Annotated in this window: 26 protein-coding genes and 1 tRNA gene; 21 read left to right on the forward strand and 6 right to left on the reverse strand. The window is 37.6% G+C overall.

What is annotated here, in order from left to right:
- Window positions 1-253 precede the first annotated feature (253 nt).
- The 8 genes from NQ185_RS07390 to NQ185_RS07425 all read left to right on the forward strand — a co-directional run bounded on the left by NQ185_RS07390 (window position 254) and on the right by NQ185_RS07425 (window position 7878).
- Window positions 254-1201 (forward strand): carbohydrate ABC transporter permease, encoded by a 948-nt coding sequence (locus NQ185_RS07390; protein ID WP_307000392.1) that lies wholly within the window; start codon window positions 254-256, stop codon window positions 1199-1201.
- 29 nt (window positions 1202-1230) lie between these two features.
- On the forward strand, window positions 1231-2562 hold the full coding sequence (locus tag NQ185_RS07395) for an ABC transporter substrate-binding protein (protein WP_257581291.1): 1332 nt from the start codon (window positions 1231-1233) through the stop codon (window positions 2560-2562).
- 354 nt (window positions 2563-2916) lie between these two features.
- A complete protein-coding gene (locus NQ185_RS07400) occupies window positions 2917-3777 on the forward strand; it encodes a carbohydrate ABC transporter permease (protein ID WP_257581000.1) in 861 nt (286 codons plus the stop codon).
- 42 nt (window positions 3778-3819) lie between these two features.
- Window positions 3820-5115, forward strand: coding sequence for an alpha-galactosidase (gene melA / locus NQ185_RS07405; protein ID WP_257581001.1), 1296 nt, complete (start codon window positions 3820-3822; stop codon window positions 5113-5115).
- A gap of 87 nt (window positions 5116-5202) precedes the next feature.
- Window positions 5203-5934: a GntR family transcriptional regulator gene (locus NQ185_RS07410; RefSeq protein WP_257581002.1), complete on the forward strand. Its 732-nt coding sequence runs from the start codon at window positions 5203-5205 to the stop codon at window positions 5932-5934.
- Between the two features lie 180 nt (window positions 5935-6114).
- On the forward strand, window positions 6115-6444 hold the full coding sequence (locus NQ185_RS07415; protein WP_257581003.1) for a PadR family transcriptional regulator: 330 nt from the start codon (window positions 6115-6117) through the stop codon (window positions 6442-6444).
- 2 nt (window positions 6445-6446) lie between these two features.
- On the forward strand, window positions 6447-7121 hold the full coding sequence (locus NQ185_RS07420; protein ID WP_257581004.1) for a DUF1129 family protein: 675 nt from the start codon (window positions 6447-6449) through the stop codon (window positions 7119-7121).
- Between the two features lies 1 nt (window position 7122).
- The gene (locus NQ185_RS07425; RefSeq protein ID WP_257581005.1) at window positions 7123-7878 is read left to right on the forward strand and encodes a DUF1129 family protein; all 756 of its coding nucleotides are present in this window, start codon (window positions 7123-7125) and stop codon (window positions 7876-7878) included.
- A gap of 10 nt (window positions 7879-7888) precedes the next feature.
- Here the strand turns inward: NQ185_RS07425 and NQ185_RS07430 are convergent, their stop codons facing one another.
- The gene (locus tag NQ185_RS07430) at window positions 7889-8767 is read right to left on the reverse strand and encodes a DMT family transporter (protein WP_257581006.1); all 879 of its coding nucleotides are present in this window, start codon (window positions 8765-8767) and stop codon (window positions 7889-7891) included.
- Between the two features lie 92 nt (window positions 8768-8859).
- Window positions 8860-9195, reverse strand: coding sequence for an MGMT family protein (locus tag NQ185_RS07435; protein ID WP_257581007.1), 336 nt, complete (start codon window positions 9193-9195; stop codon window positions 8860-8862).
- Between the two features lie 55 nt (window positions 9196-9250).
- On the opposite strand from NQ185_RS07435, the gene NQ185_RS07440 reads away from it, so the two are divergent.
- The 7 genes from NQ185_RS07440 (at window position 9251) to NQ185_RS07470 (ending at window position 16600) form a co-directional block, all read left to right on the forward strand.
- Window positions 9251-9565 (forward strand): cupin domain-containing protein, encoded by a 315-nt coding sequence (locus NQ185_RS07440; protein WP_257581008.1) that lies wholly within the window; start codon window positions 9251-9253, stop codon window positions 9563-9565.
- 63 nt (window positions 9566-9628) lie between these two features.
- On the forward strand, window positions 9629-10330 hold the full coding sequence (locus NQ185_RS07445; RefSeq protein WP_257581009.1) for a response regulator transcription factor: 702 nt from the start codon (window positions 9629-9631) through the stop codon (window positions 10328-10330).
- Window positions 10327-11292 carry a sensor histidine kinase gene (locus NQ185_RS07450; protein WP_257581011.1) on the forward strand — a complete coding sequence of 322 codons (966 nt, stop codon included), beginning with the start codon at window positions 10327-10329 and terminating at the stop codon, window positions 11290-11292. Before NQ185_RS07445 ends, NQ185_RS07450 begins: the two co-directional genes overlap by 4 nt.
- Before the next feature lie 450 nt (window positions 11293-11742).
- Window positions 11743-12507, forward strand: a complete 765-nt coding sequence (locus tag NQ185_RS07455) for an ABC transporter ATP-binding protein (protein ID WP_307000509.1) — start codon at window positions 11743-11745, stop codon at window positions 12505-12507.
- A complete protein-coding gene (locus NQ185_RS07460; RefSeq protein ID WP_257581013.1) occupies window positions 12482-14356 on the forward strand; it encodes an FtsX-like permease family protein in 1875 nt (624 codons plus the stop codon). The genes NQ185_RS07455 and NQ185_RS07460 overlap by 26 nt, the downstream gene beginning before the upstream one ends.
- A gap of 92 nt (window positions 14357-14448) precedes the next feature.
- Window positions 14449-15381 (forward strand): ABC transporter ATP-binding protein, encoded by a 933-nt coding sequence (locus NQ185_RS07465; protein ID WP_257581014.1) that lies wholly within the window; start codon window positions 14449-14451, stop codon window positions 15379-15381.
- The gene (locus tag NQ185_RS07470; RefSeq protein WP_257581015.1) at window positions 15374-16600 is read left to right on the forward strand and encodes an ABC transporter permease; all 1227 of its coding nucleotides are present in this window, start codon (window positions 15374-15376) and stop codon (window positions 16598-16600) included. Before NQ185_RS07465 ends, NQ185_RS07470 begins: the two co-directional genes overlap by 8 nt.
- Before the next feature lie 162 nt (window positions 16601-16762).
- Here NQ185_RS07470 and NQ185_RS07475 read toward each other — a convergent pair whose 3' ends face one another.
- Entirely contained in the window at window positions 16763-17200 is a 438-nt protein-coding gene (locus NQ185_RS07475; RefSeq protein WP_257581016.1) for a hypothetical protein, read from the reverse strand.
- 290 nt (window positions 17201-17490) lie between these two features.
- Window positions 17491-18507, reverse strand: a complete 1017-nt coding sequence (locus NQ185_RS07480; RefSeq protein WP_257581017.1) for a nuclease-related domain-containing protein — start codon at window positions 18505-18507, stop codon at window positions 17491-17493.
- A gap of 294 nt (window positions 18508-18801) precedes the next feature.
- On the opposite strand from NQ185_RS07480, the gene NQ185_RS07485 reads away from it, so the two are divergent.
- Window positions 18802-19365, forward strand: coding sequence for a DUF3221 domain-containing protein (locus tag NQ185_RS07485; RefSeq protein WP_257581018.1), 564 nt, complete (start codon window positions 18802-18804; stop codon window positions 19363-19365).
- A 56-nt stretch (window positions 19366-19421) separates the two neighbouring features.
- Here NQ185_RS07485 and NQ185_RS07490 read toward each other — a convergent pair.
- Window positions 19422-19495, reverse strand: a tRNA-Pro gene (locus NQ185_RS07490).
- Between the two features lie 53 nt (window positions 19496-19548).
- Window positions 19549-20307: a GTP pyrophosphokinase gene (locus NQ185_RS07495; RefSeq protein ID WP_257581019.1), complete on the reverse strand. Its 759-nt coding sequence runs from the start codon at window positions 20305-20307 to the stop codon at window positions 19549-19551.
- Window positions 20308-20431: 124 nt separating this feature from the next.
- Here NQ185_RS07495 and NQ185_RS07500 point away from each other — a divergent pair, with 124 nt between their 5' ends.
- The 5 genes from NQ185_RS07500 to NQ185_RS07520 are packed head-to-tail and all read left to right on the forward strand — an operon-like array spanning window position 20432 to window position 23718.
- Window positions 20432-20815, forward strand: coding sequence for a GntR family transcriptional regulator (locus tag NQ185_RS07500; protein ID WP_257581020.1), 384 nt, complete (start codon window positions 20432-20434; stop codon window positions 20813-20815).
- Window positions 20812-21720 carry an ABC transporter ATP-binding protein gene (locus NQ185_RS07505; protein WP_257581021.1) on the forward strand — a complete coding sequence of 303 codons (909 nt, stop codon included), beginning with the start codon at window positions 20812-20814 and terminating at the stop codon, window positions 21718-21720. Before NQ185_RS07500 ends, NQ185_RS07505 begins: the two co-directional genes overlap by 4 nt.
- Complete coding sequence (locus tag NQ185_RS07510) at window positions 21692-22438, forward strand: hypothetical protein (RefSeq protein WP_257581023.1); 747 nt, start codon at window positions 21692-21694, stop codon at window positions 22436-22438. The genes NQ185_RS07505 and NQ185_RS07510 overlap by 29 nt, the downstream gene beginning before the upstream one ends.
- Window positions 22435-23124, forward strand: a complete 690-nt coding sequence (locus NQ185_RS07515; protein WP_257581024.1) for a hypothetical protein — start codon at window positions 22435-22437, stop codon at window positions 23122-23124. Before NQ185_RS07510 ends, NQ185_RS07515 begins: the two co-directional genes overlap by 4 nt.
- A gap of 39 nt (window positions 23125-23163) precedes the next feature.
- A complete protein-coding gene (locus NQ185_RS07520) occupies window positions 23164-23718 on the forward strand; it encodes a hypothetical protein (RefSeq protein ID WP_257581025.1) in 555 nt (184 codons plus the stop codon).

Below are 23718 nucleotides of genomic sequence, written 5' to 3' on the forward strand. Positions count from 1 at the left end.
TAATGAATTTGTAGAAAATTTAGCTAATATAGGGGTTGGTAGATGTAAGCGCTTAAAAAATATCAAAATAAATTTTTTCTTCATCATTAATCTAGTAAGAGCAGCAAAGAGAAACGCCTATTTACTTACACCACGATTTTACCGACAAATTATACCACCATCGTACAACCACATCGAGACACGAAATTCCGAATTCAATTTTTCTTGTAGAACGACAGTTTAATAAAAACCTAAATCATTGGGGGTGAAATGATTGCCTCGTATACAAGAGATATCACCACAAGAACCTATTCATAAATTTTCAAAAGGACGTTTTAGCTTTACAAGGCAAGAAAAACATAGTTTAGTAAAAGGTTTACTTTTTATTTCCCCTTGGTTACTAGGCTTTTTAGCATTTACTTTAACGCCGTTTATCATGTCTTTATATTATAGCTTTACAGATTATGATATTATCCAAGCGCCAGTTTGGGTTGGGTTGGAAAATTTCCGGGAACTTTTTCAAGACAAGTTATTTTGGAAGTCGCTTTACAATACCTTTTATTACACTTTAATTTTTTGTCCATTAGGTGTCATAGTAGGGGTATCATTAGCGCTTTTACTTAATTTGAAGGTGCGTGGGATGGCCATTTATCGAACCATCTTTTACTTACCGTCGATTGTTCCATTCGTGGCTTCTTCTATTCTCTGGTTATGGTTATTAGATCCACAATATGGAATCATCAATTCAATTATTGGAATTTTTGGAATCAATGGTCCTGGTTGGTTAGTAGATCCGCAATGGTCAAAGCCTGCACTAATCATGATGGGGCTTTGGGGTGTAGGTGCTCCTATGATCATTTACTTAGCAGCCCTTCAAGATATTCCGAATGAAATGTATGAATCAGCCGATATAGATGGTGCTGCAGGTTGGCAGAAAATATTGTTTATAACTGTTCCAATGCTTACACCTGTCATTTTATTTAATCTGATTATGGGATTAATCGGCTCGTTCCAATACTTTACACAGGCGTATATCATGACGCAGGGCGGTCCGAATGATTCAACATTATTCTATGCTTTGTATTTGTATAACAATGCATTTTCATATTTTCATATGGGTTATGCTTCTGCAATGGCTTGGATTCTGTTTGCAATCATTATGGGGACTACGCTGCTCATATTTAAATCTTCCGCACGTTGGGTTTATTATGGCGGAGAATAATAGAAAATGGGGAGTGGTATAAGTTGAAGGTGAAATTTAGATCATTATTAGTAAATGTTTTGGCTATTTTGATTTTATTAAGTATGACGGCTTGTAGCTCTACCGGCTCATCTTCGAAAAACAATTCATCAAAGGATGGAGATGGAGTTGTTGAAGTAACCTATTGGCATATGTGGACGGGCGATTGGAAAAAGTTGATTGACGATCTCGTTAATGAGTTTAACGAAAGTCATCCTAATATTCGAGTAAAAGCTCTGTCAATAGCGGGTGACGCAGATTCTAAATTCCTTACTGCACAGGCAGGCGGAAACCCACCAGATGTGATGACACAGTGGAATCAGGTAATACCTTCATGGGCGGAAAAAGGCGCTATCCTTTCATTGGAAGAATACATCAGTGGGAGTGCTCCAGAATTAAAAGATTGGATGTATCCAGTCGTTGCGGAAATTGGTTCATATAAAGGCGAAATGTATGCGGTACCATTTTCGATGGATGCATTTGCAATGTTTTATAATAAAGATGTTTTTAAAGAAGTAGGCTTGGATCCAGAGAATCCCCCTAAAACAATTGAGGAACTGGATGCCATGCAAGATCAACTATGGAAAATGGATAGTAGAGGTCTTATCGATCGTGTTGGTTTTATGCCTGGAGGTATAACTCTTTGGGGACCAGCATTTGGAAGCCAATGGGCAGATGCAGATGGAAATATAACAGCGACTCATGAAAATAATCTTCAAGCGTTGCAATGGTTTGAATCATATACGAAAAAGTATGATCCTATGAAAGTAGCCTCTTTTAATAAAAGTATGGGTGATAACACAATTAATAGCACATGGCCATTTCTCGGAGAAAAAACAGTATTTGACGTAGATGGAATGTGGCGTTTGTTAGACCTAGAAAAATATGCACCAGATTTAGATTATGGAGTTATTCCATTACCGTATCCAGAAGACAATGGGAAGCCAAATTCTTCATGGGTTGGAGGGAACTATAATATTATCCCAAAAGGTGCTAAGCATCCGGAAGAAGCATGGGAATTTATCCTTTGGCTAACTGGATATAAAAACGAAGATTGGGCAGGGGAGATGCTGCCAAAAGGTGGATGGATTCCAGCTTCACCTAAAATCACTGAAACAGCTGGATACCAAGACTTTATGAATGAAATTCCAGCTCGAAAAGTGTTTGTTGACCTATTTAATAGTGACAACGTTCAAATCACTCCAGTAATTCCTGTCCAGCAGTACTACTGGGATCGCCTGGAATCTGCTGAAGAATCGGTTATGACCGGAAAGAGTACATCTGAAAAGGCATTAGAAGAAGTTCAAAAAGAAGTAGAAAAAGAAATGCAGAAGGTTAAGTGAGTTTAAGAAAAGAAAAGCGTAAGCGCCTTGCTCATCGACGTACAGGCCCACAGAATGTGGGTCCGTCGACGTCGCCATATGACGTGGCGGCTTTTAGTCGACGTTCCTTTTTCGGCCGCAGGCAGAGATAAAAGAAACACGATGAGCCTGCAAAGGCGAAACTGGCTTCCTCGCAAAAGAGAAGGACAGGAAGTTTGCTAGTCGATAGGCGTGGAGCTAGACAAAGAAAAGCCTAAGCGCCTCGAGCTAGAAAATTTTATAACTCTTCTAAAAAACTTTGGGTGCACTTTGTAACTTTCTAGATTTTTAAAATAAGGGAGTTTATCTCCCTTATTTTTGAAAGGGGGAGCGTGAATGAGCTCTTATTATAATAGTTTGAGTAGGAAGAAAAGACATATTTTCAAGCAATTCACGGCTCATATTTTTCTAATTTTATTTGGAATTTCTTTTTTATTTCCATTTGTTTGGATGTTATCGACGGCATTAAAACCTGAAGCTCAAATGTTTAAATGGCCCCCTGAATGGATTCCAGAAACATTTATGTGGGAAAACTTTCCTGAGGCTTTAACCTTTGTTCCCTTTGCCTTATATTTCAAAAATACATTGGTTATATGCGTTCTTGCCGTTTTAGGAACCATTATTTCGTCCTCCCTTGTAGCATATGGTTTTGCTAGAATCCAATGGAAGGGAAGGAACATCTTCTTTTTCATTATGCTGACAACAATGATGTTGCCATATCAGGTAGTCATGGTGCCTCTGTTTTTAGTATTTAAGGAGATTGGTTGGGTTGGAACGTTCAAACCACTCATCGTTCCTGCATTTTTCGGTACGAATGCATTCTTTATCTTTTTATTAAGACAATTTTTCCTAACTATCCCATATGAATTGTCAGATGCAGCAAAAATAGATGGCTGTTCAGAGTTCCGTATTTTTTGGCAAATTGTATTGCCATTGGCGAGACCCGCAATTGCAACGGTTGGTTTATTTACCTTTATGGAAAATTGGAATGACTTTTTAGGTCCATTAATTTATTTAAATGATGAAACAAAATACACGATTGCCTTAGGATTGCAGCAGTTTATTGGTCAATATGGCACACAATGGGGGATGCTGATGGCCGCATCAACTGTTGCTACGGCTCCAATCATTATTTTGTTCTTTTTTACACAAAAAACGTTTATCCAAGGTATTTCTACTACAGGGATAAAGGGCTAAAGCTTAGTTAGTAACATATCAATACTGAATTGAGGGGATATAATGCCGAAAATTACGATTATTGGAGCAGGAAGCTCATTTACACAGCATATTGCAGTAGATATTTTATCTATTGATGGCCTTGCAAACGGGACCATTGCATTAGTTGATATTGATCAGGAACGACTGGAAATTGCACATAAGCTAGTTGAAATGGTTATAAAAAAGTTAGGAAAAGATTGGGATGTAATTTCCTCTGTCAATCGCAGGGAAGTTATTAAGGATTCAAACTATATTATTAACCAAATAGAAGTAAATGGATTAAATACGGTTAAAAGTGAATTTGAAATACCATTAAAGTATGGTGTAAAGCAGTGTATTGGCGACACATTAGGACCTGGTGGACTTTTTAAAACACTACGAACATTACCGCAATGGCTAGAAATCGTAAAGGATATTGAGGAGTTGGCTCCTAACTCCATCATCTTAAATTATACTAATCCAATGTCTGCTGTAACATTGGCGACTAGTAGAGTTACTAATATTCCAGTAGTAGGTCTATGCCACTCAATACAAAATACATCAAGACAGCTAGCAAAATACAGCGGCGTTCCATATGAAGAATTAAAATGGAAGGCGGCAGGAATCAATCATATGTCTTGGTTTGTTGAATTAACACATAATGGCCAGGATATGTACCCAATTTTAAAAGAAAAAACGAATAATAAAGAGTTTTTGGAGCAAGATCCAGTAAGACTGGATGCAATGAAATACTTAGGTGCGTTTGTTTCGGAATCAAGTGGACATTTTTCAGAATATATTCCTTATTATCGTAAAAGGGATGACCTCATTGATATTCATTGCAGCACGGGTTATAACGGCGGAACAGGATTTTATGCCAATAATTGGCCTACTTGGCGGAAAAAAAATGATGAAAATATAAAAGGTATTTTAAACGGAGAAAAAGAACTAAATCTTTCTCCAAGTAATGAGTATGCAGCTGTCATAATTGAAGGGATTGAAAAGAATGCCCCGACAGTTATTTATGGGAATGTCCCAAATAGTGGGCTGATAGATAATTTGCCAAATGATGGCGTTGTTGAGGTTGCCTGCCTTGTTGATCGAAATGGAGTAAACCCTACCCACTTCGGAAAACTACCAACTCATTTAGCTGCATTGTGTCAAAGTAATATGGCGTTCTTTGATCTAGCTGTAGGTGCAGTATTAGAGAAGGATAAGGAAAAAGCGCTTTACGCACTATCCATTGATCCTTTAACTGCGGCAGTTTGTTCCCTCAAAGAAATTAAAGAGATGTTTAACGAATTATACGAAAGTGAAAAGGAATATTTGAACATCTGAGAATGAAATGGGAATCTATTGGATTCCCATTTTTATAAATATATTGAGCCCATTATTAAACCCAGAGTGTATTGGAAAGGGGAAATCATGGAAAGAAAGCTTGATCACTCTAGTGTTATACCTTTATATCATCAACTCAAAGAACTACTAAAGGAGTCCATTGAAAAAGATGGCGTAAAGCCTGGAGATAAAATGCCCTCGGAAAATGAGTTATGTACTCAATTCAACATCAGTAGAAATACAGCAAAAAAAGCAATTGAAGATTTAGTGCAAGAGGGTGTCCTGAAACGAATAAAAGGAAAAGGTACCTTTATTGCAAAACCAAAACTTGAACAATCTTTAACTGGTTTTTACAGCTTCAGTAAGGTGATGCAGGAAAGTGGTCTTGAGTCAAAGGATATAATGATAGATTTGAAGGTAGTAAAACCAACTACAAAAGTAATGAGAATTTTGCAGTTGCATCGTAATGACAAGGTGATTGAATTAAAAAGACTTCGATGTGCTAACAATGAACCAATCATTTTGGAGACATCCTATATCCCCGAACGTCTTGTACAAGGAATTTCCACAAAGGACATACAAAATAGCTCTTTATATGATGTGATGGAAAAGACATTTGGAATTATGGTGGCAAAAGCAAAAGAAGTGTTCGAGCCTATTTTAATACAAGAATATGAAAGTAAGTACTTGGAAGTTAAGGAGGGGTACCCAGCCCTTTTATTGGAGCGAATTGCATTCGATACAAGCGAAACCCCAGTAGAGTTTTGTCATTCTGTCGTCCGCGGAGATCGTTGCCGTTTTTATACGGAGCTTATATAAAAGTTTCTCTTGACAAAATAATGATTGAATTATATGTTTAAACCAACTACTTTGTTAAACCAAGTAGTTGTTTTTAAAACTGCTATCTTGTTAAGCAAAATAGCGAAAGTTTATGTCTAGATCTTTTTTTATTTTGATTTGCTATCTTGCTTAGCAATATAGCCAGAAAGGATGGTGCATATGTCGATACGAAGCCAGTTGTTAAAAGGAATTTTAGATGGATGCGTGTTGGCTGTGATCGAGAAAGAACCCGTTTACGGATATGAACTCTCAAAAAAACTGCAGGATATTGGCCTGCAGGATGTAAGCGAAGGGACGATTTATCCGGTTTTATTAAGACTTCAAAAAAATGGATTGATAAGAGGGGAAATGAAGCCATCAGATTCGGGGCCAAATCGAAAATATTATTTTTTGACGAATGAAGGAGAAGAGGCGCTGCTCACCATTACAGAAGAGTGGAATCAAATTAGTGAACCGATCAATGCATTGTTCAAAAGGAGAGGAGACTAAAGATGAATGCAAAAAAACTAATAGAAGAAAACAATCGAAAAAGAGAATTATTGATCCCGGAAAATGAGACTTATTATGGCGATATGTTGATCTATATTCGACTTCAGATGGCACTTTCGGAACAACAGTCAGAAGAAGTCTTAATGGAAATGCTTGATCATTTGCTTGAAGGACAGGAAGAAGGAAAAACAGCTAAAGACATATTCGGAGACGACCCGAAAGCTTTCGCTGATGAAATTATTGAGCAATTGCCAAAAGAGAAAAAGAGGGCAGTTATCCCATTTGTTGCAGGGGTAGTTGGCAATATTGTCAGTTGGCTTCTAATAATACGGGGGATTCTTTTCCTCGCATTATCACAATTTACTGAGGTAAGGACCGAAGTATATCCTGTTGCAGCAGTTGTAGTCGCTTTAGTTATCGTCTGCTTCATTGCCATTACAATCTGGTTTATTTTAAGTTTGGTTAAAAATTCATTATTTAAAGAGAAGCGTAATACAAAAATGGATATGCTTAAGGCTGGTTTAGTCGGCGCGGGAGGTATGGCGGTTGTACTAGCCGCTGCAAGATTCACCCCGGAAGTAGGTCCTTCATTTGATTTTTCGTGGTGGGCGTCTTTAATTGTCGGGATGGTTCTCTGGATTATAGTGTTTATCATCAAAAAAGTAGGAGGGAAATAAATTGTTATCAGCTAAAAGTGAGAGATTTATAGAAAGTCTTCGATTGTATCTTGTAACTTCAGGAAAAAACCAAAGTGAAATTAATGATTTAATAGAGGAATTAAAGGATCATCTTATAGAATCAGAAAAACACGGAAGAAATATCGAGGATATTATTGAGGGGACACCTGCTGAATATATGGCCTCATTGAAAAGTGAAATGAAGACCGATTATAAAAGCTTAGTAAAAAATTTACCTATCTTTTTTCTTGGACTCATTGCTTATCTTACAATGGGCACGGCAATAAGAGGAGAATTTGAAATAAACATCGTTCAAGTCATCGGGTTTCCCGTTGTCTCTGTAGTAAGTCTTGTCATTTACATTGTTTTTTTACAAAGAGCAGGGCAAAGTCAATATTCCAACAAGAAATTATTTCTTGTTGGAATGTTGGCCAGTGGAAGTGTGATGGTACTCTTTATTCTATTAATGGTATTTAGCGGAATTTTTATTGATCCTTTTTATAAAGGGAGCACACTTGTAAATTGGATCATTGTCGCAATATGTTCTTTCATTTTTGTTTTCAGTGCGTTATGGAGTAAAGCGTGGTTCCCTATTTGGATTCCTGCTATTTTATTCATACCTGATTTTCTTTCGCGGTTTTCAAATATAAAAGAAACAACGATTCTTGTTATTAGTTTTGTGTCTTTTATACTACTGTTTATTTTAATTATATTAAGTATATTGGTAACTGAGAGAAAAAAGCCAAAAGCAACATAATGGAAAGATGTTACTTTTGGCTATATAGCTGCTTTTGTTGATAAGTGGACAGCACAACCCCACCAACAATAAAAATGGAGCCGGCAATTTCTACACCTGTAATGGGTTTAGATAATAGTATAAACCCAAAAACCATTGCGACAAATGGCTCTAAATTAGACAAAATAGATGCCTTGGAAGCATCAACATGGCGTATATTGCTATTCCAAATGAGTGTGGCAAGTCCATGAACAATGATGGCTGTTCCAATTAAAAGTCCCCAATCATTGAAGTTGCTGCTTATTCGCAATGGACTATCAATACTAAAAGCAAAAAATATCGAAATGATCAAACCTACAACGTTCGAATATAAAGTAATAAGCAGCGGATCGATTCTTTGAGAGAGTATTCTCGTCATAATAATCATGATGGCGAAGGTGATCATTGTGATTACAATCCATATGAGGCCAATCTCAACATGTAAAGTTGATAAACTGCCTTTTGTTACAACGAAAAATATCCCAATTATCGCTACTATAGAACCGAATATCATACGAATAGTTAATCTTTCTTTTAAGAAGATCGCGGCTAAGAAGCTCGTCAAAATTGGAGTGGTTGCTAATATTAAAGCGGAGGTTGTTGGATCAGCTGTTTGCAAACCTTCAAAAAAAGACCATTGATTGATAAATACACCGATAAATCCTAAAAATAATACAATCACTGCATCTTTTTTATTTATACGAGTCAGCTTTGTTTTATAAGATAATGCAATTAAAAATAATACAATAAAGACAAGTCTTAGGAATGTTAATAGAGCTGGTGAGAAACTTTGGACTAAAATTTTTCCGAATACAAAGTTGCTTCCCCATACCACCACACAAAAAGTTAGCCATGAATAAGCCTTAAACATAGTTGTATCCATCCTTTATCACAATACTAACTTTTCAATTTTAAACATAAAAGGGTGCATAGTAAAGGAAGACAAATTGACAGTCCAATCAACTAGCCTTCAAGCCATTCCCAATCGAATTCAGTCGGTTCCCAGCGGTATTGGTGAAGAATAACTTGTTTTTCTTGGACAAGTTCTATTCCTTCCCGTTTTAGTAGTATATGTTGCTGGTAGGCCGTTTCCGCGTCTCCGATTACTATTTCTCCTTTGGCATTTACGATCCGATGCCAAGGGAGTTCGTATTTTGAACTCATAGAGTGAAGAATTCGTGAAACCTGTCTTGCACCACGTGGATTTCCAGCAAGACGTGCAATTTGTCCGTAAGTTGCAACACGGCCTTCCGGGATTGATTTTATAATGGATATAACGTTTACTGTAAAAGGATTCAATTTTACCCTCTCCAATCTTTTTTAGTATATCATTTAAAAAAAGGAGGCTAAATAAATGACCATTAAAAAGGCTGAAGAATCACAAACATATAATGAGGTTCGGTTTACAAAGAATGTTTTATTCAATGAAGGAAAAAGTACAGCATTTACGCTTAACTTTTTGCCTGGCCAAACGTTGCCGCCTCACCCACACCCGAATGCCCATGTATATTTATTCGTCATGGAAGGCAGCGGGATTTGTACGATTGACGATGAAAAGCACGATATTACAGCAAAAGATGTCATTCATTGTGAAGATAAACAAGTGTTAAGTATCGAAAATAACGGTAATGAACAAATGAGTATTTATGTTGTTTTAGCAAGGGAATGATCCTCGTCATGATACGAGGATTTTTTGTATAATAATAGGAATAAATAAAAAAGGAAGATCGATATGGCAAAAATCATGATCGTAGAGGATGATCCGAAGATAGCGAAGCTGCTTCAAGGGCATCTTGAAAAGTATGGATATCTTGTAACGATAACAGAAGATTTTGATCATATATTGGACCTTTTCACAAAAATAGACCCGGGCTTGGTTTTGCTAGATGTCAATTTACCAAGTTATGACGGCTATTATTGGTGTAGGCAAATTCGGAAAATATCGACATGTCCGATTCTCTTTATTTCCGCTAGGTCTGGTGAAATGGATCAAGTAATGGCCTTGGAAAATGGTGCAGATGATTTTATAACAAAACCTTTCCATTATGAGGTAGTCATGGCGAAAATACGCAGCCAACTACGGCGTGCTTACGGGGAATACGCTCCTAAAATAGAAGAGCGCACAGTCGAACTAAAAGGATTAACTCTATATATGGAACGGATGGAGGCGGAAAAGGGAGATAATATTATTTCTTTGACAAAGAAAGAAGCGATTTTGCTTGAAACGCTTATGAAACAATCCCCGCGAGTGGTTAGTCGTGAAACGATATTAGAAAAATTATGGGATGATCAATCATTCGTTGATGAAAACACCCTGAATGTAAATGTGACTCGTGTTCGTAAGAAGCTGCAAGGACTTGGAATCGATGATGCGATTGAAACCGTGCGTGGAGCAGGATACCGGTTAGTCTCTAATTGGTTAGAAGCGAGATGAGGCTATTTCTTCGTGATCACTTACCTCTAATCATTGTTAATACCCTACAAATGATAGCGGTTTTATCTATCTACATAATGGATGGCTATCGAAATTATTTAACGGCTCTTTATGCTTTGTTTATCGGCATTTTTTTATTAACAGCATACTTAGTCTATCGTTACTTTACACATAAAGAATTTTATAGGCGACTATCCAACCCGATTCACAAGCTTGATGAGGTAAATGAAATACTAGGATTTACTCCACTTCCGGAAGCATTAACTCACCTTTTAAAATCACAGCATACAAAGTATATGAATGAACTTCATCTTCAGGAAAGGAAACGGAATAATCATTCAACCTTTATCAATCAATGGGTGCATCAAATGAAAACGCCGCTTTCGGTCATCCAGCTTATTACTCAAGAGGAGGATGACGAGCGCTTCACAAGCATCCAAGAGGAAGTTGATAAAATCGGAAAAGGCTTAGATATGGTTTTATATGCTGCTAGACTTGAAGCCTTTGAACATGATTTTCAAGTAGGAGCAATTAGCTTGAGAAAGATAGCAGAACAAGCAGTTACAGAAAATAAACGACTTTTTATTAAAAATCATGTATATCCAGAAATTCAGATAGAACCGAATACTTTTGTAGAGTCGGATGAAAAATGGTTAATGTTTATTTTAAATCAGTTAATTACGAACGCCGTAAAATATTCAGCAGGAAAATCGCAAAAGATCATGATACAAGGATCTGAAGGGTGCTTCGAGGTACGGGACAATGGAATCGGAATTCCGAAATCAGATATTAAGCGAGTATTTAATCCGTTTTATACTGGGGAAAATGGCCGACTGTACCGCGAATCAACTGGGATGGGATTATACTTAGTCAAAGAAATTTGCGATCGGCTTGGCCACGGCATTGAGATAGAATCAGAAGTTGGGAAAGGCACAACGGTAAAAATAACCTTTCTTGTCTGAGCGCAAGCAGCCTATCCACTAGCGAACTTCCTGTCCTCTTCCCTACGATAAGTCAACAATTCTCGTACCTGGCAGTGCTTCTTATATCTCTGTCCGCGGCCGAAAGAGGAACGTGATTAGAACCTCCGCGTCCTTATGTCTTCGTCGACGGACCCAGATCCTACGGGCCTTTACGTCGATGAGCAAGGCGCTTATGCTTTTCTTTGTCTAGCTTCAGCGCCTATCGACTAGCAAACTTCCTGTCCTTTTCCCTACGATAAGGAAGCCGGCTCGTACCTCGCCGTGTTTCCTTTATCGCAAGTCTTAGACCTTGAAGTTTGTACGTCGATGAGCAAGGCGCTTATGCTTTTCTTACAAACATGTAAGGAAACTGAAAGGTAAATAGATGGTTGAAGATTCCTCTTTTCATCTACAATAACGGTAGAAGGAAAGGGGATATTTATAATGGGAATGCTGAAAATCAAAAACTTAAGTAAAGTATATGATGGAAAAGTTGCATATAGGGCGCTATCAGATATTGATCTAACGATTGAAGAAGGTGAATTTGTCGGAATCATGGGTCCGTCCGGAAGCGGGAAAACGACCCTCTTAAATATGGTGGCGACGATTGACCAACCTACGTCAGGGTCGATATTAATTAATGGAAAAGATCCATTTCGTCTTAAGCAAAATGCCCTTGCATTATTTAGACGTAGACAATTAGGATTCGTTTTTCAAGATTTCAATTTACTCCCAACACTTACGGTTGAAGAAAACATCGTTCTACCACTGACATTGGACGGAGTAAGTGTAAAAATAATGGATGAAAAAGTAAAAGCTATTGCTGAAAAATTAGGGATCACGGAAATTTTGAAAAAAAGGATTTATGAAATATCCGGTGGTCAGGCGCAAAGAACGGCAATTGCACGAGCAACGATTCATTCCCCGCAAATGGTGCTGGCGGATGAGCCGACTGGAAATCTCGATTCGAAAGCTTCGAAGGCTGTAATGGAAATGATGGAAACCATTAATAAAAATGATAAAACGACAATGATGATGGTGACACATGATCCGATTGCTGCAAGCTATAGTGATCGAGTTGTATTTATTAAAGACGGGAAATTTTACAACGAAATTCACCGTGGTGACAATCGCCAAGCCTTTTTCCAAAAAATTATCGATGTGCTTTCACTGCTAGGAGGGGATTCAAGTGACCTTCAGACAGTTCGCATTTAACAATGTTTTTCGAAACAAAAGGACATATGCGGCATACTTTTTAAGCAGTATGTTTTCGGTATTGGTGTTTTTTGTTTATGCCGTATTTGCATTTCACCCTGCACTTAAGAATATTAATCCGAATGTTGCAGTTGGCCTGCATTTTGCCGAAGGAATTATTTATGTTTTCTCCTTCATATTTGTCCTAGTATCGATGAGTGCATTTTTGAAATCAAGGAAAAAAGAATTCGGTCTCATGGTCATGCACGGGATGACGAATATGCAGCTGCGTAAAATGGTCTTTTTAGAAAATGTGTTCATCGGCTTTTTTGCGACCGTATTTGGAATGCTAGTAGGCTTTGTTTTTTCTAAAATGATTTTATTAGCTGCGGAAAACGTATTGAATTTGGACGAAGTTTTGCCTTTCTATTGGCCAGTAAACGCAATAGTATTGACGTTTGTAGCGTTTTTGCTTCTATTTATTACTATTTCCTTTTTCACAGTTTCAGTTCTTAAAGGGAATAAGCTTGTGGATTTAATTAAAGGAAGTACTGCTCCCAAAAAAGAACCAAAAGCTTCAATTGCATTATCACTATTAGCCATTTTTCTTATAGGTATTGGTTACGCGGGTGCTTTAATAGCTGATGGTTTACAGGTCGTTTTGGCAATGGTTCCCGTTACAATCGTCGTTATTATTGGCACATATTTTCTTTTTACACAGCTTAGTGTGTTCACGATTAATCGACTAAGAAAAAGCAAATCCTTCTTTTGGAGAAAAACGAATATAGTCGTTATGTCCGATCTTGCTTATCGGATGAAAGACAATGCGAGAGCCTTTTTCTTCGTTGCGATTGTTTCTACAGTGGCTTTTTCTGCGATTGGTTCACTCGTTGGGTTTAGGACGATGATGACAGCTGATTTATTTAAAAACCATCCATTTGCGTTAGAGTATACATCAGAAGAAGGCAATGGTTTGGAAACGAGGCATATTCAACTAATTAGAAAAGAACTTGAAAACTTGCCTTATAAAGAAGCGAGTGCGGATATTAAAAGAGTGATATCGAAAAGTGATTCATATAATGTAACTAGTCAGTCAGGGTACAATCAACTACTAACAAAGTTAGGCAGGGATGCGGAGCAAGTAGATCTTAAAGGAAATGATGTGCTTTTGTTATACTACGAAAGTGCTCTTGACATGGCTCCACGGGTTACAGCTCAAGATAAAATTACTTTCGGTGATCTAGTTTTGGAACAGAAAGAAGTAATTCCTGGTAATGTATTTCCAGCGTATCGAAACTTTTTAGTGGTTTCCGATGACGTATTTGAGCAAATAAAAAACTTTGAATGGAAACAAACATACTATGCTTTTTATATAAAAGATTGGAAACATTCATTAGAGGCTGGGAAGAATTTAGCAAAAGAAATTGCCCAATTTGATTCTGAAGGAAAGTATGAATATTTTTCACTAGCTTATACATGGCATGAAATCAATCAGATGTATGGTGCCGTGTTATTTATAGGATTATTTATTGGAGCCGTATTTTTTGTATCAGCAGGAAGCTTTTTATACTTCCGATTATATGCTGATTTCGAAGATGAAAAGCGGAAGTTTTCTGCGATCAGGAAACTGGGGTTGACGGATACAGAATTGTCAAAAATTATTACAATTCAGTTGGCGTTGTTGTTTTTTGTTCCGATTATTGTAGCTGTGATCCATGGGGCCGTTGCGTTAACAGCTTTGGAGCATATGTTCAGTTTTAGCTTAGTAAAAGAGTCTACATTAGTTCTTAGCAGCTTTGCCTGCATACAAATCATCTACTTTTTATTTATTCGTTCAAACTATATTAGAAAAATTAGACGTTCGATTTAGGCGCTCATTTTATATGAGTGCTTTTTTTGGGAACTTTTTTGGAATCCATTCGTAGAAGATAGTGCAGATTGATGAGAGGGTGAAATAATACAATGGAGACTGTTTTATCAGTCGAAGGACTAGGGAAGTCTTTCAAACAAACTCAAATAATTCAAAACATCTCCTTTGATGTGAGAAAAGGAGAAATAATGGCCATTCTTGGTCCAAATGGAGCCGGAAAATCGACTACAATTAGAAATATTATGGGAATTATGTATCCGGATGAGGGTTCTGTAAATTTCCATAACCATGCTCCCGGTGAAATTCCTCGCAATAAAATTGGTTATTTGCCAGAAGAGAGAGGTCTATATAAAAACGTCAAGGTTTTAGACATGATTTTATATTTAGCCGAATTAAAGGATTATCCGCTTAAAAAGGCGAAAGAGCGGGCACTTGAATATTTGGCGAAGCTCGGACTTGAAGGGAAAGAGAAGGTTTCTGTTGAAGAATTATCCAAGGGAATGGGGCAGAAGGTTCAATTTATTGGATCAATTATCCACGAACCGGAATTGTTGATACTGGACGAACCTTTTTCAGGACTAGACCCAGTTAGCCAGGAAGTTTTTAAAAATGAAATTAAGGATCTTGCCAGTAAAGGAACAGCGATATTATTATCTTCGCATCAAATGAATATGGTCGAAGAAATATGTGATCGCTTGTTTATGATTCATCGTGGTCAAAAGGTGATCTACGGAACGCTGGAAGACGTCAAAAATCAATATGCTAATTTTAAATGCACCGTCCGTGGGAAAAATGATATCTCTTTGCTGGAGCGACTTTCGCATGTACAGCGTGTTGAGCAAAATGGAGATATATCTGTTATGTATTTGACTCAAGATGTGGTTGTGCCTCTATGGCTTAGACAATTACCTGAAACATTGAACATCCAGGAACTTTCCATTGACCGAATTTCACTCCATGAAATTTTTATCGATGTAGCGACGGATCAACATGTCGTGAGCGAAGGAGGTTTCGTGAATGCGTAATAGTTTGAAAGTGGCAAAATGGGAGATTAAAAGAAATATGATGAATAAATCGTTTATTATCTCTCTTTTATTAACTCCTGCTCTATTCATGTTTTTCTTTTTTGTACCGCAATTATTTAGTGGCGAGAGTAGTACGGAAGAGGTTAATGTTTTTTTACTGGACGAATTACAGGTTTGGGATGATATCACAGCCATTGTAGAGTCGCAGGGGCTAAACTGGAAATTACATGTAACAGATTTAAGTGAGTCTGAGATGCAGGCCCAAGTTGCCGGTACGGATAATTCTGTATACATCCCTCTTACAGAAAAAACATTGGATCAAGGTTTAATCAACTTATATATGAGCGAAGATGTTGGAGAAAATTTTGTTTATGAATCTTATACGCTAGAAGCACCGTTGCGACAACTGCAAATAGATAGACTAGGATTATCGGAAGATCAGAAAAATGTAATTGCAAAGGGCATTTCCATTCTAAAAGCCGACGCAGGTGATGCTGGAGAAAGTGAGGAGGCTGTATCGGACGAAAGTGATCCTCTTAAAAGAGTAATTCCGGGGGCGTTTGCAGGAATTATTTTATTTTCAATTGTCATGACAGGTATGATGATTTTTACCTCCGCCTCTCAAGAAAAGAAAGAGAAGGTAGCAGAAATCATCTTGTCTTCCGTCACTCCGGGTGAATTGATGCAAGGAAAAATCATCGGATATTTCGTATTGGGGATCACTCAAGTCGCAGTATGGCTTGCAGTCGGACTGCCGCTCGTAGCATGGAAGCTGGACTTGCCGTTAGTTGAATATTTATTAGTTCCGGAATTATTGTTACTATTAGTGTTGGCTATATCAGGATATCTATTATTCTCGGCAATTTTTGTTGCCATCGGCGCAACAGTCGAGGACATGACTGCTACAAGCAATTTCCAAGGACTCGTTATGATGCTTCCGTTTTTACCGCTAATATTTATCGGACCAATTGTCGGAGACCCAAGCGGCATCATCGCCAAAGTCGGATCATTTTTCCCACTAACATCGCCGGCAGTCTGGATTATTCGCCTTTCAATGCTAGAAGAATGGCCATGGGTCGAAATCATTATTGCCCTAGCTATCCTTTTTGTGACCATCTGGCTCATGATGAAAGCTGCAGGCAAAGTATTCAAAATCGGCATCCTTATGTACGGAAAAAACGCAACGCCGAAAGAAATTTGGAAGTGGTTGTGGGCGTAGCTAGTTGAAATCGGAGAACCGCCATTCAATGCATATACTTGAATGGCGGTTTTTTGTGAAAAAAATGATATTTTTACTAATATACTGGTCTTATAACTCTTAACTCTCGCATACCGCGGAATAACTCTCGGATAACTGATTTTACTCCCGTATAGCTTCCCGTTACTCCCGATAAAGGTTGCACACTCCCGCAAGGAGGAATAACTCTCGCATACCGCGGAATAACTGTCGGATAACTGATTTTACTCCCGTATAGCTTCCCGTTACTCCCGCATAAAGGTTGCACACTCTCGCAAGGAGGAATAACTCTCGCACAGCACGGAATAACTGTCGGATAACTGATTTTACTCCCGTATAGCTTCCCGTTACTCCCGCATAAAGGTTGCACACTCTCGCATGGAGGAATAACTCTCGCATAGCACTGAATAACTCTCGGATAACTGATTTTACTCCCGTATAGCTTCCCGTTACTCCCGCATAAAGGTTGCACACTCTCGCAAGGAGGAATAACTCTCGCACACCGCGGAATAACTGTCGGATAACTGATTTTACTCCCGTATAGCTTCCCGTTACTCCCGTATAAAGGTTGCACTCTCGCATGGAGGAATAACTCTCGTATAGCACTGAATAACTGTCGGATAACTGATTTTACTCCCGTATAGCTTCCCGTTACTCCCGCATAAAGGTTGCACACTCTCGCATGGAAGAATAACTCTCGCATAGCACTGAATAACTCTCGGATAACTGATTTTACTCCCGTATAGCTTCCCGTTACTCCCGCATAAAGGTTGCACACTCTCGCATGGAGGAATAACTCTCGTATAGCACTGAATAACTCTTGGATAACTGATTTTACTCCCGTATAACAAAATTACTTTCTTAAAGTAATATCATCTATATTTGTTTAAATCCATGCTGTATGTTCGATTGCGGAAGGTTCCTTCGCTATAAAGGTCCGTTGTTTGTAGGATTCGAGTCGCTGTTTTCATGTCATTAATTTTAAGAAAATCACGACAATCTCTATTCGAGATCCTTCGTCCGAATAGTAAAAGCCATTCTTTAATTGCGTTTCGATGAGCCAAATGGTCATAATTTTTGCAACTAGGACAGTGCCAGCTCCTAATGATCTTCTGCATTCCAATCCAACCGCATATTTTACACTGCACTCCTTTTTTAATATCATTTCGGGGAATTCCGTAAGTTTCACAAATAGGGTTCGGTATATAAGGTTGATGACTGTCAAGAAGTTGAGAGGTCAGGGAGTCCAACGTTTGGACATCTATTTTTTGTGGGAGATGGTAGAGGCTTTTGATGTGTTGTGGAACTATGCTTGGGAATAAAACTTTTGTACGTTTCGGTGCAACTTTTACGATTTGCTTCGGGTATGCTAAGACAACAGCGCCAATAACGGGGATATCAATACCGACCTGGCTTAAAAACTCTTTAAACAATATGGCATTACGTTCTACTTGGGCGGCTGGGCACTCAAAACCGTCAACTGTGCCATCTGTTTTTATTCGAATCAATTGTGGGGGATTTTCTCTAAATTCCAATATTCCTGAGATGTTTTTCACTTCTAAAATTATTGCAAATAATCGGGATAAAAATAATGTGTCCATTTGAAACTGTGTACTAGTAGTGAGAGATAGATCATGGAAAATGCGGTGGTCGATGGAGAATGAGTTTCGAAGAAGTACATCTGCAACTTTATCCTCGCCGGCTATTCCTGCTTTTGCAGATGCTATTTTCGATAGGATAGTTGGGTATAACACATGACCATCTGGTAATCGACTTCGGGTTGCTTCTAATCCTTGTAGTCCAAGACAATCTGATCTAAATTTTACTGTACTTATCTTTTTTTCCTCCTTAGAGTATATTAGTAAAATCGTATCATAGACGGGATACATGGACAACCCTACTAATCAATCATTTGATTAAAGGATGAAAAGCTAAGCTGCGACATCCTATCAGCTAAAGGCGTATGTAAAAATATAATCAAACGATTGATTAAAAAAGAACCCTGTCAAAAATGTTTATTTCGAACTAATCAATCGTTTGATTAATAGATAGCGGGTGCCATAGCGCATCATTTTGCAAAAATCGGGCGATCTTAAACTAATCAAACGTTTGATTAGTTGTAATGTGGAACGTTTCTAATTCCTTTTCGTCTAACAGATAAAGGGAAGTAATGAGGTGAGAGGATGAGAATTCAATTTTTGCTGTTCCCATTTGCTGTTTTCCTCCTTTTCATTGTAGGAGGCTGTTCATCAAATGAAACGACTACAAAAGCCAGCTCCGTTGCCGAAATAGTGAATAAGCCATCTAAGGTAGGGGCTTATGTAGTTAAAAAAAGTGGAAATACGGTCTTAGCGGTAGATTCGCAACCGCAGGATTTTAGTGCCACAGGCGGAGTAAAAGAATATTATAATGCGATAAGCTTTTCAAATGTAAAGGAAAAACTAGAAATCGGTCAGCGGGTGCGGATCGAAGTTGATGGTCCTGTTATGGAGTCTTATCCAGCCCAGGCAAATGCGGGAAATATTGAAATCCTGCCCACGTATAAACCGGACCAAGCTAATTTAACTGAAGCTCAAGTGGTAAAAGAAGCTGTGAAAATAGCTGAAACAAAGTCTGATTGGTTTCCGGCGATACGACATGTTGAATATTTTGAAGCAGAAGCTATTTGGAAAGTCGGTATAATGCAGAATGAAAATAAGTATGATCTTGAGATCCAAGACAAGGCAGACAATAAAAAAATCCGCTAAAGCACCTACGTGCTTTATGGCGGATTTTTATTATGGCTAGATATTTTAATCTAAGATCGGGATGACAGGAATTGAACCTGCGACCCCTTGCACCCCATGCAAGTGCTCTACCAAGCTGAGCTACATCCCGATAACTTAGTTTAATTATAGGACGCCGGCACAAAATAAACAATCTACTAAAATCTATTCATGCCCAATTCTTTTCTGATATTCAGACAAGGTTTTTAAGAGAATGGCCGGAATATCCCCATTTTCTAAAAAGGCAAGTCCCGTATCTTCGCCATTCTCCTCTTTAAATGCTGACACTTCATTTTGAAGCCACTCCATTTTACGATCAAGCTCCGCTGCGACGAGAGCGGCATTTCGAAGTTCATTTGCTAGTCCTTCAGGTATCTTTTTATTGTATTTATAGTAAATTTTATGTTCTAAGCTTGCCCAAAAATCCATCGCAATTGTACGGATTTGAATTTCCACATAAGTATTCACGGTTCGATCTGACATAAATATTGGAATCTCTACGATCATGTGGAGACTTTGATATCCATTTGATTTTGGATTTTTTATATAATCCTTTAATTCGACGACTTTGATGTCCCCTTGATTCTGCAGCATTTCACTAAGGACATAAATGTCAGAAATAAATGAGCACGTAATCCGAACACCTGCAATATCCCTAATGTTTTCTTTTATGGAAGCAAGAGAGATATCGTATCCTTTCCGCTGCACCTTTTTAAAAATGCTTTCAGGCGATTTGACACGAGATTTAACATGCTCAATTGGATTGTAATCGTGAATATAGTTGAATTCATCGGATAAAATATTGATTTTTGTGTTGATTTCATCACAGGCAAATTTATAAGCCATCATGAAACGAGTTAGTTCTACTCTCATTTCTTTTAAGCGATTTAAGTCAAAAATTGGATCGTTTTCCACATGAGACATCCCTTTCTGGCTGAACTACTGTAAAAATATCGTACCATATTTAATTAACATATTGCATTTTTAAAAATCATACTATATACTACATTACAACACTAATGCACTGTGGTTGAGAGGAGGTAACTGTGTGATATTAAACTCGGACAGTTCTAAACCGATTTATGTGCAAATATCTGAATGGATAGAAAACGAAATTATTAGCGGAAACTTTAATAACGATGACAAAGTGTACTCACAATATCAGCTAGCCGAGTTGTTTAATATTAATCCGGCTACGGCCGCAAAGGGGTTGAATATTTTGGCGGATGAGCAAATTCTTTATAAGAAGCGTGGGCTCGGAATGTTCGTTGCTGTAGGTGCGCGGGAGAGAATACTCGATAAAAGAAGAAATGAAACGTTAAAGGAATTGGTTGATGCGCTAGTAATAGAAGCAAAGCGTTTAAACGTTGCTGAAAACGACCTTATTATGATGATTCAAGAAAGGAATCGAAAAAGGAGTGAAGAAAAGTGAATGTAATTGAATGCACGAATGTAACTAAAAAATATGGTCGGCACATTGTTCTAAATAATATGTCCTTTACGATACAAGAAAATAAAATTACAGGTCTGATAGGGAGAAACGGTGCCGGGAAAACAACTTTATTAAATATCATATCTGGGTTTATCCATGAAACTTCAGGGCAAATTGAAGTTTTTTCTGAAGCCCCTTTCAATAATTTGCTCGTCTCCGCAAATAGCATCCATATCGATGATCAGATGACCTTTCCACCTTCTATGAATCTTGCAGAGATTTTAAATGAAGCTGGTCGCTTTTACGGAAACTATAATAAAGAACTTGCGGAGGGGATTTTTAACTATTTTTCACTTAATCCTAAGCAGCTCCATAATAATCTTTCAAAAGGGATGAAAAGTACGTTCAATATGATTTTCGGGTTAGCGTCAAGATGTGCTCTTACTATATTTGATGAACCAACTACCGGAATGGATGCGGCGGTTCGTAAAGATTTTTACCGAGCGCTGTTGAAAGATTATATCGCTTTCCCACGGACGATTATCCTATCCAGTCATCACTTGAATGAAATAGAGGATCTTCTAGAGGATGTGCTTTTAATTAAGGACGGAAAAGCTCATCTTCATCTCCCAATTACTGAGTTGAAGGAGTGGGCTGTTGCTCTTCAAGGGAAAAAATCCGCAATCGCTCCCTGGACACAAGGAAGGGAAATCATTTACAAGCAAGAAAGTCAAAATCGTACGTTTACGGTTATTCGTAATGATTTTACTGAAAGCGATATTAAAAATTTGATGCTAGATGGTATAGAACTTAAACCAGTTTCATCAAGCGATGTATGTGTGTACTTAACGAACTCAGATAAGGGGGGGATTGACGATGTCTTTAATCGAATTGAGTCTATCTGATGTTGTAAAAAGGCAATATCATTTTAAACTAAGAGCTTTTTTTGGCAGTTTTAGTTCCCTTGCTTTTATGCAATTATTGGGGTTGGTATTTTCGCTTGGCGGTTCGGGAGGAATGGGATTTTCGAGTGAGCGTTATTCAATTCATATTTCGTATTATTCCGCTGAAACTGTTCTTGTTTTTACGTTTCTGTGGGCATTTCTTACAGCAATATTGATTACAGCAAAAGCAGCAAGATATGACGACTTTTCATTCGTATCAAATCGAGTAAGCAGTAATATTGCCAATGCCCTATTTCTAGTTTCGACTAGTATGATTGGTGGAACTTCGGCAATATTATCGGGATATTTACTTCGAGTCATTACGTATTTCACATCGGACGTTCAATATGGTGTAAACAGTGGTCTGCTCGTAGCACCAAAGGAATTCTTTTTGGGTATTTTTGCAACTATTTTGTATGTGCTATTATTTAGCTCATTTGGTTATATGTTCGGCACTCTTGTTCAAATAAACAAAATTTTTATTGTGTTACTACCGTGTCTGATTATAGGATCCTTCATATTCTTAGGAATTACGAACGAGGGAATGGTAAAAGTTGTTTTTGATTTTATTTTTAGAGAGTCGATATTTTTATTGTTCCTCATAAAAGTAGTTGGTATCTCAGGATTGCTATTCGCTGGTGCTGCCTCATTGTCAAACAGAATGGAGGTTAGGAAATGACGAACTTATTAGTATTTGGTCCATTCCTTGTTCTTATTATCCTCCTCATTTGGCTTTTTGTAAGTGGCCGATTAAAATACATCTTTAAAAATAAACAATTTGTCAAAATCTTTTTATTCACATATGCCATCCTTTTGGTGCTATCTGTTTTTGTGTACGAAATGCTCCCACATAATATAAAGGAACTTCCAATAACCAAAGTGGCTAATTTAGATACATTGGAGGCGGATGTTTTTAATGGGAGAATTGAAAACATTGACCCTTCGCTCATTCGTGAAGAGTGGAAGTTTGATTATAGTGGTAAAGAGTTGCAAATACGCCAAGTGGAAGGCTATTTCGATGGTATGATTATAGTAGATAGAAAACCCGAAAATGATGGATTAATAGAAGTAAAATATATCGCCGCAAGTAACCTAGATGGATTCGATATTACAGACGAGATGACGCCATTAAATGCTGAGATCCAAAATAATAACTTAAATCTAAGTTTTAAGTCTAGACAAAGAGGAATTAGTTTCACAACTTATAAAAAAGAATTTGTCATTAACCAGTTTACGGGAGGAAAAGCCCATAACTTAGGTTCATCGGGTTCATTTGGGGAAGCCAGGTACGTATTTTTAAAAATTCCGAAGGACCTAAACATTGTAGAAGATAATGATATTTGGATTAACTATACTAATGAATAAGAGGGTAGGGTATTCCTTATTAACAGGGGAGAAATCGTTTTGAAAAATATAAAACTAGCTATTCCATTAATTGCTTTAATCATTGTCTACCTTTTAGGGAGTTGGTTTTATCCATACTCTTGGGCAAGCGTGAATAAATCATATTCGTATGATCAAGATAATGTTTCAGGAAAAGAATTCCTTGAAAAATATAAAAGTGCTAAAGGGTACTTAGAAAAACAAGATAGGAATAAAGTGTCTATTGCTGTCCAAGATTTCTACTACACGATAGATGGCTCATTTATTATTGATTTAGGAAAGCAATCCATCACAAAGCAGGAACTAACAGCGCTTAAATTGGCACTGGAGCAAAATCGGAAGTCTTTTACAAAATTATTTGCAGACAGAGATATTGATATGACTGAAGAATCGAAACACAGTTTATTAATAGTAATAGATACAATCGAAAACGCCGAAGACTTGCTTGGAGACATACAATATCGATCATTTGATAGGGGAAATTTGAGAAGGGCGCTTCGCAACACTCTTGTTTCACTAGCATTCGCAAGTGAATTAACAGACGATTTTTACCATAGTTATGCTAAGACAAAATAA

Source organism: Lederbergia panacisoli (genome assembly GCF_024626525.1).
Lineage (GTDB): Bacteria > Bacillota > Bacilli > Bacillales > Bacillaceae_C > Lederbergia > Lederbergia panacisoli.